Consider the following 13887-nt stretch of genomic DNA (forward strand, 5'->3'; position numbering starts at 1 on the left):
TTTTGGATTTTTTCCGCCGGATCTCGATTGAGTGCGGGTTTTTTCCCCCGGATGCGGTAAGAACAACGCGAACGAAGCATGTATTCGCTGACGAGAGACGACGGGCCCGCTCATGAATGCACAGAAAGCCGCTCCCTCAACGCTACGGATCGCCGTGGCACAGCTCAACCCAACGGTCGGAGACATTGCCGGCAACGTCGCAAAAGCACGCGAGGCGCGGACGGCGGCGGCGCGCGAAGGCGCCGATCTCCTGCTTCTGACCGAGCTCTTCATCTCCGGCTATCCGCCGGAAGACCTCGTCTTGAAGCCCGCTTTCCTGAAGGCCTGCGAGCAGGCGGTGGAGAAGCTTGCGGCGGAGACGGCAGATGGCGGGCCGGGCGTCGTCATCGGCTTTCCACGGCAGGCCTCCGGCCTCCGGCACAATTCGGTTGCAGTTCTCGACGCTGGCAAGATCATCGCTATCCGCGACAAGGTCGACTTGCCGAACTACGGCGAATTTGACGAAAAGCGCGTCTTCGACGCGGGTGAGATGCCGGGCCCGGTGAACTTTCGCGGCGTGCGGATCGGCATACCGGTGTGCGAGGACATATGGGGCGATCTCGGCGTCTGCGAGACTCTCGCGGAGAGTGGCGCCGAAATCCTCCTGTCGCCGAACGGTTCGCCCTACTACCGCGGAAAGGTCGACGTGCGCCATCAGGTGGTGCTGCGGCAGGTGATCGAGACCGGTCTCCCGATGATCTATGCCAACCAGCTCGGCGGCCAGGACGAGCTGGTTTTCGACGGCGCGAGTTTCGCCTTCAACGCGGACAAGTCGCTGGCATTCCAGATGAGCCAATTCGAAGAGGCGGTGGCCGTCTCAGAATGGAAAAGGGGCGCGGACGGCTGGACCTCGGCCAACGGGCTCAAGTCGCGCATACCGGAAGGCGAAGAGGCCGATTACCGCGCTTGCATGCTGGGCTTTCGCGATTACGTCAACAAGAACGGTTTCAGGAACGTTGTCCTGGGCCTGTCCGGCGGCATCGATTCGGCGATCTGCACGGCGCTTGCGGTGGATGCGTTGGGCGAGGAGCGGGTTCGCACGGTCATGCTGCCCTACCGCTACACCTCGCGCGAGTCGTTGCAGGATGCCGAGGCATGCGCCAAGGCGCTCGGCTGCCGCTACGACATCGTTGCGATCGAAGAGCCGGTCGAGGGCTTCCTCAGCGCGCTCTCCGATACGTTCGAGGGAACTGAGGCGGGCATCACCGAGGAAAACCTTCAGAGTCGTACGCGCGGGACGATCCTGATGGCGATCTCCAACAAATTCGGCTCCATGGTGGTGACGACGGGCAACAAATCCGAAATGTCGGTCGGTTACGCCACGCTTTACGGCGACATGAACGGCGGCTTCAATCCGATCAAGGATCTCTACAAGATGCAGGTTTACGCGCTGGCACGCTGGCGAAACGGCACGGTTCCGCCGGGAGCGCTGGGCCCGTCTGGCGAAGTCATTCCGCAGAACATCATCGACAAGGCGCCGTCGGCCGAACTCCGCCCCGACCAGACGGACCAGGATTCGCTGCCGCCTTATCCGGTGCTCGACGACATTCTCGAATGCCTGGTCGAGAAGGAAATGAGCACGGAGGAGATCGTCGCGCGCGGGCATGAAGAGGCAACCGTTCACCGGATCGAGCACCTGCTCTACATCGCCGAATACAAGCGCCGCCAGTCGGCGCCGGGCGTGAAGATCACCAGGAAGAATTTCGGCCGCGACCGGCGTTATCCGATCACCAACCGCTTCCGCGACAGGGGGTAGCATGCGCAGTTCGGTGGAGATCTTCGACATCGCGACCGGCGAGACGCGCGTCGTCTGGCAGACGGAGCGGCTGGTCGAGGCACCGAACTGGTCACCCGACGGAAAATTCCTCATCATCAACGGCGACGGCAGGCTTTATCGGTTTGGCTTCGACGGTTCCGAGCCCACGGAGATCGATACCGGCTTTGCCCGGCGCTGCAACAACGATCACGGGATTTCGCCCGACGGCAGCACGCTCGTGATCAGCGACAAGACGGAATTCGGCAGTTCGGCAATCTATCTCCTGCCGGCAGAAGGCGGCACGCCGCGGCTCGTCACACGCAACCTACCGTCCTACTGGCACGGTTGGTCGCCCGACGGGCGCATGCTGGCCTATTGCGGAATCCGCGATCAGGTCTTCGACATCTACACGATTCCGGTCGAAGGCGGGGAGGAACGCCGCCTGACGCAGGGGCAGGGCCGCAATGACGGGCCGGACTGGTCTGCGGACGGGGAGTGGATCTATTTCAATTCGAGCCGTACCGGCCGCATGCAGATCTGGCGGGTGAGGCCGGACGGCGAGGATCTACAGCGTATCACCGACAGCCCTTACGGCGACTGGTTTCCGCATCCGTCGCCGGACGGCAGGCACCTGCTCGTGCTCTCCTATGACGGCGATGTCTTCGATCACCCGCGCGATCTCGACGTGCGTCTCCGCCTGATGGATGCGGACGGCGGCAATGCGCGCGTACTGTTCGAACTCTTCGGCGGGCAGGGGACGGTGAACGTCCCGAACTGGTCGCCCTCGGGCACCGCCTTTGCCTTCGTACGCTATCAGCCGGAGGAATAGCCTGCGGGGTCAGACACGCGGCAGGTTGTAAGGGGTGATTACTTCGACGGCGGAAAGATGCCGCTTTTCGGAGGCGCGGAGCGCGCCCCGGCGCTCCATGACCGCGTGGAAAGCCATGCGGACGTCCGTTTTCAGGTCGTGGTGAAGAACGAACTGGACAAGGCCCTGACGCAGGAGCTCCAGATTGTCCTCGTCGAGGTCGTGAGCGACGAAAAGAAGGCAGTCGCGCTGCAACTGTCTGAAGGCGTCGAGCACGGCGCGATTGCCTCCGCCGATCGAATAAGCAGCATTGATCTCCGGATGGCTGCCGATTGCCTTGAGGGCAAGTGCGCCTGTCTCCTCGTTCCTGCCGTGGCCCTCACTGATCTCGATCACGCCGATATGCGGATATTTTTCCCGCAGCACGCGGCGAAAGCCGATCTCGCGTTCCTCTTCGCCGCGAAAGCGGCTGCTCGATATGGTGACCAGCACCGTCGCAGGACGGTCCGCGAAGCGCTCGCCGACCAGGTAGGCCGCGGTTTCCCCGGCAGCGCGGTTGTCAGCCCCGGCATAGGCCGTCCGCGATGAATGCGGCAGATCGGTAACGAGCGTGACGACCGCAACTCCCGCGTTTTCGAGCCGCGCTACGGCTCCGGCAATCTCCGGCACGTCGGGCGCCTTGAGGACTACTCCGTCGGTTCCGCGAAGCCGAATACGGTCGAGCAACTGGCTGATGTCCTGCGGCCGCATGGTCTCGGCGAAATGGAAGCGGGACCGGAAAACGGTAGGCATGAAGGTCGCGGCTTCGCTTTCGAATGCCTTGCGCACCGCTTCGGTGAAGCGTTCCGGTGCCTCCATCACCACGTCGACGGCAAATTTGCGTCCCTGTACTTCAAGGCCGGCCTGCTGCCTCTCGAGTTCACGAATGGCTGCATTGACGCGCATTACCGTTTGCTGGCGCACGCCCCTCCGGCCGTTGAGGACGCGATCGACGGTCGCCGTACTGAGTCCCGCCTGGAAGGCGATGTCCTTGACGAGAAACGGATGTGCCACCTATCCCTCCTGATGGCTTTTTGATGGATTCCTGCTCTATATCAGAAGCGGGCAAGCCGTATAGTCGGATCATCGTCGTCCTTGAGGAGGAGAACTGATGAAGACGGACAATCCCGCGAGAGCGCGTCTGGAACGCGTCTGGCTCAGTGAGGCGGCCTGCGATATCGAGGAATTTCGCGCCGCGGTCGAGCACCGTGTCGGCCTGGCGGACTATCCGCACGCGGCAGACTGCCAGAAGAACGTCCTGATCTATGACAGCGCCCGTCTTATCGGTGATTGCGGCACGCAGGCCGGCAGGCGGTCGGTGCTTGCGGAGATCTGCGAGGTGCTTGCGACGGGGCCGGGCGTCGCGGTCTTCAAGCGTGCCTTCACCGATACGCATGTGGTCGACGAAGCGAGCCGCATCTTCGATGAGATCATCGAGGAGCAGCACCGCACCAACAGCGGCGGCGGCGATCACTTCGCCAAGCCCGGCGCCAACGACCGGATCTGGAATTCTCTGGAAAAGCACTGCCTGAAGAACCCTGAGAATTTCGCCGCCTACTACGCCAACGCCATCATCGCGCTCGTCAGTGAGGCATGGCTTGGTCCGAACTACCAGATGACGGCGCAGGTCAATCGCGTCAATCCGGGCGGCGCGTCTCAATCGCCGCATCGCGACTACCATCTGGGCTTCCAGACCTCGGCCGTCATAGAGCAGTATCCGGCGCATGTGCACAGGCTCTCGCCGGTCCTGACGCTCCAGGGCGCGGTCGCTCATTGCGACATGCCGGTCGAAAGCGGGCCAACCCTGTTCCTGCCCTATAGCCAGACGTATCTGCCCGGATATCTCGCTTTGAGACGGCCGGAGTTCCGCGCCTATTTCGAAGAGAACCATGTGCAATTGCCGCTGGAGAAGGGCGATATCGTATTCTTCAACCCGGCACTTTTCCACGCCGCGGGCAGCAACCGGTCTGCGGGAATCAAGCGTGTGGCCAATCTTCTGCAGGTATCCTCCGCCTTCGGCAGGGCGATGGAAACGGTGGATCGCGAACACATGTGCGCCGTGCTCTTTCCGGCTCTGAAAGTCCTTGCGGCCGGCGGCAAGCTCACGCAGGACGAAATTGCCCATGCGGTTGCCGCGTGCGCCGAAGGTTATTCATTCCCGACCAATCTCGATCGTGATCCGCCGGTTGGCGGTCTGGCGCCCAGGACGCAGGCGCAGCTGATGCACCAAGCGCTTGCCGGCGAATGGAGTGCCGAAGCGTTTGCCGAGGCGCTGGCCGATCAGGCGGCGAGAAAGCTAAGCTAAACCACCTGGCTCAATGCACGGTCACGAAGCCATATTCACCAACATATCAAAGGGAGGAACAGGATGAGCACGGACCACGCACGACTGGACGGGAAGATCGCCATCGTGACCGGTGGCACGCAGGGGCTCGGTGCCGCGATTGCCGCACTCTTTGCCGAACGTGGCGCCGCCGGCATCGTGATTTGCGGGCGCAACGCGGCGAAGGGCGAGGCGAAAGCTGCCGAGATCGCCGCGGCGACCGGTTCGAAGGTCGTCTACGTGCCGGCGGATCTTGAGCGGGTGGAGGACGCCCGAACGGTCGTCGCGGCCTGCGACCGCACTTTCGGCCGGGTCGATGCGCTCGTCAACGCCGCAGCGATTACCGACCGGGGCACGATCCTCGACACCAGCCCGGAACTCTTCGACCGGATGTTCGCGGTCAATGTGCGCGCGCCATTCTTCCTGATGCAGGAGGTGATAAAGGTGATGCGGCGCGAGAAGACGGAGGGCACGATCGTCAATATCGGCTCCATGTCGGCGAAGGCGGGCCAGCCCTTCATCACAGCCTATTGTGCGTCGAAGGGGGCGCTGGAGACGCTGACCAGGAACACCGCCTATGCCGTCCTGCGCAACCGGATACGGGTCAACGGCCTCAACATCGGCTGGATGGCCTCGGAAGGCGAAGACCGGATCCAGCGCGAATATCACGATGCGCCGGCGAACTGGCTGGAAAAGGCGGCGGCGAGCCAGCCCTTCGGCAGGCTCGTAGATCCGGCCGAGGTCGCGCGTGCCTGCGCCTATCTCTCATCGGCAGAATCCGGCCTCATGACGGGTTCCGTCATCTGCTTCGATCAGTCGATCTGGGGTGCCTATGACGCCTCGCCTCATCCGGAGGCACCGCTCTGAAGCTCCCATCTTGCTCGCCTTGCGTTTCGAGGGGAGCTATGGCCATATGCCGCCGTCAGGTGCCCGCGAAGGCGGGAGAATCGGGAAGCCGGTGCAGTTCCGGCACGTGCCCAGCGCTGTGACGGGGACGTTCGCGCCAAGTCGGTCTGAATCTTTTCAGACCTTTGCCACTGAATCTTCACGTGATTCGGGAAGGCGGCGCGAACGGATGATCCGAAGTCAGAAGACCGGCCTGGCGAGATAGACCGGCCCCGCGCGGACGGCGGGAGGTTTCCGCATTGTTGGGGATCGAACGATGCTGCCTGACCAGAACGGCTGCCTTGCGGCGGCCGGAGCTTTTTCGCCGGACGAGCGCGCCGCCGTCTATCGTGCCATAGAGACGCGCCGCGACGTGCGCGACGAATTCCTGCCCGAACCACTGCCTGAGGATCTGGTCGCGCGACTGCTCGCTGCGGCGCACCAGGCGCCGTCCGTCGGCTTCATGCAACCCTGGAACTTCGTGCTCGTGCGACAGGACGAGACGCGGGAGAAAGTCTGGCAGGCATTCCAGCGCGCCAATGACGAGGCCGCAGAGATGTTTTCCGGCGAAAGGCAGGCGAAGTATCGCTCGCTGAAGCTCGAAGGCATTCGCAAGGCGCCGCTCAGCATTTGCGTGACCTGCGACCGGACGCGCGGCGGAGCGGTCGTCCTGGGCCGCACCCATAATCCGCAGATGGATCTGTACTCGACCGTTTGCGCCGTCCAGAACCTCTGGCTTGCCGCGCGCGCCGAAGGGGTGGGCGTCGGCTGGGTCAGCATTTTCCATGAGAGGGAAATCAAGGCGATTCTCGGGATTCCGGAGCATATCGAAATCGTTGCCTGGCTTTGCCTGGGTTTCGTCGACAAGCTGTACCAGGAGCCGGAACTCGCCGCGAAGGGCTGGCGGCAGCGCTTGCCGCTCGAAGATCTCGTTTTCGAGGAAGGCTGGGGTGTCCGTTAGATCACGATGTTAGGGTCGATCTAAGGCCGACGCGGTTTGTTCGATACCCTCATTCCTGTGCTTGTCACAGGAATCCAGCCAGACCAAGTCCTTGGGCTGAAAGAACTCTCCCGCGCCGCAGACGCGGCGCTGCTGGATCCCTGTGACGAGCACAGGGATGAGGGTAGAGAGGGTGCGGTCCCTCGGCGCGTTTCATAAACCGTGAAGATAGCGAGGCGACACGACAGGTCCCGGGTCACGCCCGTATACAGCGTCCCGTTTCGCTTCGATGTAGTGGCCGCACATCCCCGGTCCCTCATTCCTGTGCTTGTCACAGGAATCCAGCCAGACCAAGTCCTTGGGCTGAAAAGAACTCTCCCGCGCCGCAGACGCGGCGCTGCTCTCATCCCTGTGACGAGCACAGGAGAGATTGCAGTCCTCCGAAAAGTTTCCCACAGCGCCGCGCGTCTTATCAGTCGCGCAAAGGTCGCTCTCTAACGGGCTCTGGATCAAGAACATGCGTGATTCTCGCAGAATGCTCGCAACGGCGCCTGTCAATTGTCCTGCAGCGGCTGGTATCGCGGCCCAAGCGGATGCTTGAGGTCGATCGCGCTCTCTTCCTGCGGAAGGAAAGTCGGACCGACGATGCGGACCTTGTTTTTGGTCGGGTCGTAGGGTCGCTCTTCTACCGGCTTGGGCGGCGCCTTTCTCTCGCTGCCGATGGTAATGACCGATGGGCTGACGGCGGTGAGCTTTCCGGCAGAGCCTGTCTTTTGCCTGTTGGCATCCGTTGCGGAATCCGGGATTCCGCAGCCACAGATGCCCGGTGAGCCGACACCGCGCGCCCGGTAGGCAAAGGCCGTTGGGAGGTCGGTGTAGGGCCGGCCGGTCGTTGCCGAAACCATCCGGTCCGCTTCTTCCGTTGCGAGCACATGGTAATAGAGCTCCGTCTCCGCACCCGGGCAGCGCGCGCGGCAGAGATCGGCGTCGCGACCGAAGTCCGCCGGCGTGGCATGCGAGGAGATGGGAAAGAAGGCGCCATCGCATGTTCGTACGCACATGGTTCTGAGGCTGCCGACGAAATCGGGCTCCATGAGCGGAAGCTCTGCCCCGGGGGCGTCGAGCAGAAGCGGATAGGCATCGCTGTCCGGCGGCAGGTCCCTCAGGATGTTCCGGTGAACCTCCGTTTCCCGGGCGGCGGCGCTCGCAAACTCGCCTTCGGCGCTTCCGGTATCCCAGGCCTCGCGCACCCCCGAGCAGCCGTTGAGTTCCATTGCGGCGAGGATACGCCGCCGAACGTCGTCGTCTCCACCGCCGATCAGATGCCTGCGCTGCGCCTTGAGTTGCCGCAGATTCTCCTCCATCCGCGCGATCGTGCCGTCGAGTTCGGCGCAAGCCGCCTCGTCATCGCCGCCGATAATGACGACGCTGTCGCTGCTGCATTCCATTCGGCGGCGATCGTTCTTTGCGCGTCGCAGCTCGATGTTCTGGCGGGAGACCGCACCTGTAAAATCGCGCAGGCTGGCATTCGTCGTGAAACCTGTGGGAAGGCCGGCGAGGCGGGCGCTCAGCCGTTCGCAAACGCCGGATGCCGCAGCCGGGCCGGTTGTCGCCAACGCGAGCGGTACGAGAACCGCCGCGATGCGCCGGATCTTGGATGCCACCTTCGGGGACGCGGACACGTGCTTCTTCCTGCCTTGCAGCGGACCGTTGCCGATGTGTCCGCCTTACCGCCTCATCATAGGACCTTGTCGAGATGGTGCAACGGGAAGAGGGCATCTGCGTTAATTTGCGATGCCCTTGAATGGAAAGCTGTGGGCCGTGCGCCTGCACGGCCCGGAATATCGGGTCAGGCGGCGCGTGCCGTTTCGAGCGACATCGGGCGATCGAGGACGGTACCTTCGATGGAGGCCACCGCCTTCATCGTTTCGAGCAGGTTCCTGCTCACCTCCCAGGCAATGGCGACCGCATGGACGGAGCCGATCCTGTGCGGGTCGGCTATGCGCTCCCCCGGGCAACCCATGCGGCGGAACATTCGCTCCAGGAAAACGTCGGTGACCGTGACGATATGGCTGATGCCCGAGGCAAGGCTCATTTCGCCCACACCGCACATCAGTTCGGCCGCGGCGATGGTGACCTGGTTCGATGCGCGATCCTGGGAAATTTCGGGATCGATGCAGAAGCGGCTCGATTCCCACACCGACGCACTGCGGATTTCCGGATTGTCCCCGAGCAGGATCGGGAACGTATCGTCCAGCATGTTCGGACCGAGCGTCGGAAGGAGCCTGAGAGAGCCACGAATCTTGCCAGTGTCCGGCGAGTACGACATGACATAGAGCGGATTGGCCTTGTCGTAGTGGTCGATTTCCCAGTCCCCTTCGGTCTTGACGTCCCACTTCAAGAAGTCGTGGAATACGCGCTTACGCAGCCGGAACATCTCGTCGATGGCCTGGGGATGCTGGCTGCGACCGTTTCCGTTCACTATCCTGATCATTTTTCGCTCCATGCGTGATTACGCGATGTAGCGATGCTGTCAGGCTCGGATGACATATGTAACTGTCTATAGTGACAGTTTATTTTCTTGTTTTTTCCCAATAGATTTGTGGGGGAAACTGCGAGTGGCCGGTCCTGTCCCGGGCCGGCAACCCGTCAGATGGTGGGGATCAGAGCATGTCGAACAGCGTGCGCTACGGCTTGCGTGTTGGACACTACATTGAGTTTGCGGCGGGCATTGGTCATGAAGAAACGAACGGTTCGCTCGGATATCCCGAGAATGGTTGCAATCTCCCAGTAGCTCTTGCCGGCCGCCGACCAGGTGAGCACTTCGGTTTCCCGCCCGGTCAGGCGGAGATCGCGCTCGTCGAGCGCCCCGGCCATGGCCGAATGTTCGAGCATGGAGGCGTGGAACAGGTTGGCAGCCAGCTGGAAATCGCGCAGATGGCAACGGCGATAGGCGGACCACTCGACCGGCGACATATTGGCACCGATTGCGAGGAGCGCCATGCGGCCTGCAGGCGAGGGAAGCGGCAAGGCCACGCCTTCGGTGGAAAGCCCGATCTCCTCGGCCGCCTCGAAGAGGGGCTCGCATTCCGGAAAGCGGCGCCGCGCTGTCGCCCATTCCACAGGCCTGACACCGCCTAGCGCAAGCTTGAGGATCGGGTCGATCCTGTAAAGCTCCCTGGCGGCGTAGATTTCAGCGGCGTAGGCGCCGAAAGTGTGATGCAGGCGGCAGATTCTCAGACCATCCGGAAGAGACTCCGCCTCCAGATACAGGAGATGCGAGATGTTGAAGGTTCGACGCATCAGGGCGAAGAAGCGCTCGGGGTCGGCGCAACCTCCATATTCCACGATATCCAGCAAATTGAGGACAGCTTGTTGATTAGTCATGCCGTAACACCGAAACTTGCCCCTATAATAAACATGGTTTACGGCGGCCGGTTTTGTCTAGTGCAATATTTCATAAACGGTGCAGTAATCCGGTCTATACAACCTCAGGTTGAGTTTTGAGCCTGATATCGCCAGCGCGGCCGCGTCGTTTCGCTGGAAACAGCGCTTTTCGGCCCTCCATCGCCAATGAGGAGGCGCGCCATCCCTCAGACGGGATGGCTCGATTCGACGACGGCCAGCGCTGCCATGTTGACGACGCCGCGCGAGGTGACGGACGGCGACAGGATATGCGCCGGCAGCGCCGAGCCCAGAAGGATCGGGCCGACATGCAGGCTGTCCGTCATGGTTTTGACCACGCCGAGCGTGATATTGGCGGCGTCGAGATTGGGGAAGACGAGCAGATTCGCTTCGCCGTTCAGCGTGCTGTCCGGCATCACGCGTTGGCGCAGGACCTCGGAGATGGCGGAATCGCCATGCATTTCTCCGTCCACCTCCAGATCGGGGGCTAGCTCGCGCACGAGCTGCAGTGCGGTGCGCATCTTGAAAGCGCTCTCGGAATCGCGCGAGCCGAAGTTCGAATGGGAGACGAGGGCGGCACGCGGCGTGATGCCGAAGCGGCGGATTTCGTTTGCAGCCATCACCGTCGTCTGAGCGATCTCCTCCGCGCTCGGGCTGAAGCTCACATAGGTATCGGTAAAGAAGGTCGCTCCGCGTTGTGAGATCAGGAGGCTGAGCGCCGAGAAGTCGAGTACGCCCGACCGCTTGCCGATGATCTGCGATACATCACGCAAATGCTTGCTGTAGCGTCCCTCGACCCCGCAGATCAGCGCGTCCGCCTCGCCGCGCTTGACGGCGAGCGCGCCGATGACCGTCGTATTCGTGCGCACGATCGTGCGGGCCGCCTCGGGAATGACGCCGAGCCGCCCGACGAGGGCGAAATAATCATCGACATAGTCGCGGTAGCGCGGGTCGCCTTCGGGATTGACGACCTCGAAATCGACGTCGGGGCGGATTCTGAGGCCGTAGCGCCGCAGTCGGGTCTCGATGATTTGCGGGCGGCCGATCAGGATCGGCTTGGCTGTGCCTTCCTCCAGCAGAACCTGGGCGGCGCGCAGCACCCGCTCATCTTCGCCCTCGGCGAAGATGACGCGGTTCTTCGTCGCATTCTTCGCTGCAGCAAAGACCGGTTTCATGATGAAGCCGGAGCGGAAGACGAAACGGTTGAGCTTGTCGAGATAGGCGTCGAAGTCCTGGATCGGACGCGTAGCGACGCCGCTTTCGGCCGCAGCCTTTGCAACGGCCGGTGCAATCCGCAGGATCAGCCGCTGATCGAAAGGCGAAGGGATCAGGTAATCGGGGCCGAAGACGGGCGTTTCGCCGGAATAGGCGCGCGCGGCGACATCCGACGGCTCCTCGCGGGCAAGGCCTGCTATCGCGCGCACGGCCGCCATCTTCATCTCTTCGTTGATGGTGCGTGCGCCGCAATCGAGCGCGCCACGGAAAATATGCGGGAAACAGAGGACATTGTTGACCTGGTTCGGAAAATCCGAGCGTCCGGTGCAGATCATGGCATCGGGGCGCGCGGCGCGGGCCACTTCGGGCATGATCTCCGGCGTAGGATTGGCCAGCGCCATGATCAGTGGCTTTTCGGCCATCCGGGCCAACAGTTCAGGCTTGAGAACGCCGGCGGCCGAGAGCCCCAGAAACACGTCGGCTCCGCCGATGCTGTCGGCGAGCACACGATTGTCGCTCTCCTGCGCGTAGACGGCTTTCCACTCGTCCATCAGGGCCTCGCGCCCCTTGTAGACGAGACCTTCGATGTCGTGGACCCAGATGTTTTCGCGCTTGGCGCCCAGCGTGACGAGGAGGTTGAGGCAGGCAAGCGCCGCCGCTCCGGCACCGGAGGCCACGATCTTGGCCTCGGCAATGTCCTTGCCGGCAAGTTCCAGGCCGTTCAGGACGGCGGCAGCGACGATGATCGCGGTCCCGTGCTGGTCGTCGTGGAAGACCGGTATTTCCATTTTCTCGCGCAGACGCCGCTCCACCTCGAAACATTCGGGAGCTTTGATGTCCTCGAGATTGATGCCGCCGAAGGTCGGCTCCAGCGCCGAGATGACGTCGACCATCCGATCGACCGTCGGTGCGTCGATCTCGATGTCGAAGACGTCGATCCCCGCGAATTTCTTGAAGAGAACGGCCTTCCCCTCCATCACGGGTTTGGAGGCGAGGGGACCGATATTGCCAAGACCGAGAACGGCTGTGCCGTTGGATACCACGGCGACGAGATTGGCGCGGGCGGTGAAATCGGCGGCGGTCTCGGGATTGTCCTTGATGGCGAGGCAAGGTGCGGCGACCCCCGGCGAATAGGCGAGCGCCAGGTCGCGCTGATTCCCGAGTGGCTTGGTCGGCTGAATCTCGAGCTTGCCGGGGCGAGGATAGCGATGGAAGAAGAGTGCCTGCTGATCGATGTCTCCGCTGGCGGGAACGGCCTGGGATTTCGCTTTATCGCCCGTGTTCATGCCTTTGCATTCCTTGAATTCTTGCGTGGGACCCGAGAGCGCGGTTCAGGAAATCGCGTTCACGTCCGGTGCTGATCGATGTCGTGCCTTTTGGCATGAATCGCCCGGCAGGTACAGTTTCGACGCGGTTCTTTCCAGCCATGGCTACGCGGCGCTTGCTGCCTGCTCCGTGTCCCATGTCATCTTCCTGAAACACGAGTCTGATTTTGACGGTCGTGAAACGGCTAAACTAGGATGAGGCTGGCATGGCGGCGGCATCGGCATACCAACAGAATTCCGTTCTGAAACTGCGGACGCTTTTCATTTCCGATGTTCATCTGGGCTCGAAAGCGGCCAAGACGGACTTTCTTCTGGATTTCCTGCGGCACCACGAGGCGGAGACGATCATTCTGGTCGGGGATATCGTGGACGGCTGGCGTCTCAAACGCAGCTGGTACTGGCCGCAATCGTGCAACGACGTGGTCCAGAAGCTTCTGCGCAAGGCACGAAAAGGCACGCGCATCATCTACATCCCCGGTAATCACGACGAATTCCTCCGGGAGTTTCCGGGCGTTCATTTCGGCGGTATCGAAGTGGCGCAACGCTATCTCCACAAGGGCGCGGACGGGCGGACCTATCTCGTGCTGCACGGGGACGAGTTCGACGTGGTCGTGCGCAACGCACGCGTTCTCGCCTATCTCGGCGACTGGGCCTACGACATGGCAATCGCCATCAATATCGGCCTTGCGGCAATACGTCGTCGTCTCGACATGCCTTACTGGTCGTTTTCCTCCTGGGCCAAGCTGCAGGTCAAACATGCGGTGAACTTCATCGGCGAGTTCCAGAAAGTCGTGACCGAGGAAGCCCGTCGTCACGACGCGCAAGGGGTGATCTGCGGCCACATCCATCATGCGGTCATCGAAGACATCGACGGCATCAGGTACATCAACACGGGCGACTGGGTGGAGAGCTGCACGGCGATCGCCGAGCATCACGACGGCACGATGGAGCTCATCACCTGGCACCAGATGCGCGGCGACAGCGCCGCTGGACAGCGAGCCGGCGAGGCCGAGGCGATGCCCGTCAGGCGGCTCGCACCGCAGGCCGCCTGAGCGATCTGCGGGGCGCGGGAAAGTCGCGGAAGGGTCTGACTATCGTTCCGGTGGACAAGCGTCCGCGGTGACGACGAGCCGATGGCAAACACGCGCGCGG

Annotated in this window: 11 protein-coding genes and 1 riboswitch; of the genes, 6 read left to right on the forward strand and 5 right to left on the reverse strand. The window is 62.4% G+C overall.

The genetic code is table 11. The annotated features are described in order from the left end of the window. The first annotated feature begins 112 nt into the window (after positions 1-112). Both CN933_RS04225 and CN933_RS04230 read left to right on the forward strand, forming a co-directional pair. On the forward strand, positions 113-1795 hold the full coding sequence (locus CN933_RS04225; RefSeq protein WP_018095141.1) for an NAD+ synthase: 1683 nt from the start codon (positions 113-115) through the stop codon (positions 1793-1795). 1 nt (position 1796) lies between these two features. Then, entirely contained in the window at positions 1797-2624 is an 828-nt protein-coding gene (locus tag CN933_RS04230) for a TolB family protein (RefSeq protein ID WP_102761305.1), read from the forward strand. Positions 2625-2633: 9 nt separating this feature from the next. Here the strand turns inward: CN933_RS04230 and CN933_RS04235 are convergent, their stop codons facing one another. Continuing rightward, the gene (locus CN933_RS04235) at positions 2634-3656 is read right to left on the reverse strand and encodes a LacI family DNA-binding transcriptional regulator (RefSeq protein WP_018095139.1); all 1023 of its coding nucleotides are present in this window, start codon (positions 3654-3656) and stop codon (positions 2634-2636) included. Positions 3657-3753: 97 nt separating this feature from the next. Here CN933_RS04235 and CN933_RS04240 point away from each other — a divergent pair, with 97 nt between their 5' ends. The 3 genes from CN933_RS04240 to bluB all read left to right on the forward strand — a co-directional run bounded on the left by CN933_RS04240 (position 3754) and on the right by bluB (position 6811). Further along, complete coding sequence (locus CN933_RS04240) at positions 3754-4947, forward strand: phytanoyl-CoA dioxygenase family protein (RefSeq protein ID WP_102761306.1); 1194 nt, start codon at positions 3754-3756, stop codon at positions 4945-4947. A gap of 63 nt (positions 4948-5010) precedes the next feature. Further along, complete coding sequence (locus CN933_RS04245; protein ID WP_018095137.1) at positions 5011-5832, forward strand: SDR family oxidoreductase; 822 nt, start codon at positions 5011-5013, stop codon at positions 5830-5832. Positions 5833-5872: 40 nt separating this feature from the next. After that, positions 5873-6082: riboswitch (cobalamin riboswitch) on the forward strand. 45 nt (positions 6083-6127) lie between these two features. After that, positions 6128-6811: a 5,6-dimethylbenzimidazole synthase gene (gene bluB / locus CN933_RS04250; RefSeq protein ID WP_018095136.1), complete on the forward strand. Its 684-nt coding sequence runs from the start codon at positions 6128-6130 to the stop codon at positions 6809-6811. 533 nt (positions 6812-7344) lie between these two features. Here the strand turns inward: bluB and CN933_RS04265 are convergent. The 4 genes from CN933_RS04265 to CN933_RS04280 all read right to left on the reverse strand — a co-directional run bounded on the left by CN933_RS04265 (position 7345) and on the right by CN933_RS04280 (position 12696). Further along, complete coding sequence (locus CN933_RS04265; protein WP_018095135.1) at positions 7345-8472, reverse strand: DUF2865 domain-containing protein; 1128 nt, start codon at positions 8470-8472, stop codon at positions 7345-7347. Positions 8473-8639: 167 nt separating this feature from the next. Beyond that, a complete protein-coding gene (locus tag CN933_RS04270) occupies positions 8640-9284 on the reverse strand; it encodes an acyl-homoserine-lactone synthase (RefSeq protein ID WP_003534106.1) in 645 nt (214 codons plus the stop codon). A 155-nt stretch (positions 9285-9439) separates the two neighbouring features. Next, positions 9440-10177 (reverse strand): helix-turn-helix transcriptional regulator, encoded by a 738-nt coding sequence (locus tag CN933_RS04275; RefSeq protein WP_018095134.1) that lies wholly within the window; start codon positions 10175-10177, stop codon positions 9440-9442. 206 nt (positions 10178-10383) lie between these two features. After that, on the reverse strand, positions 10384-12696 hold the full coding sequence (locus CN933_RS04280) for an NADP-dependent malic enzyme (RefSeq protein ID WP_018095133.1): 2313 nt from the start codon (positions 12694-12696) through the stop codon (positions 10384-10386). 245 nt (positions 12697-12941) lie between these two features. On the opposite strand from CN933_RS04280, the gene CN933_RS04285 reads away from it, so the two are divergent. Then, entirely contained in the window at positions 12942-13787 is an 846-nt protein-coding gene (locus CN933_RS04285; RefSeq protein ID WP_018095132.1) for a UDP-2,3-diacylglucosamine diphosphatase, read from the forward strand. Positions 13788-13887 lie beyond the last annotated feature (100 nt).

This window comes from Sinorhizobium sp. M4_45 (genome assembly GCF_002885915.1).
Lineage (GTDB): Bacteria > Pseudomonadota > Alphaproteobacteria > Rhizobiales > Rhizobiaceae > Sinorhizobium > Sinorhizobium meliloti_A.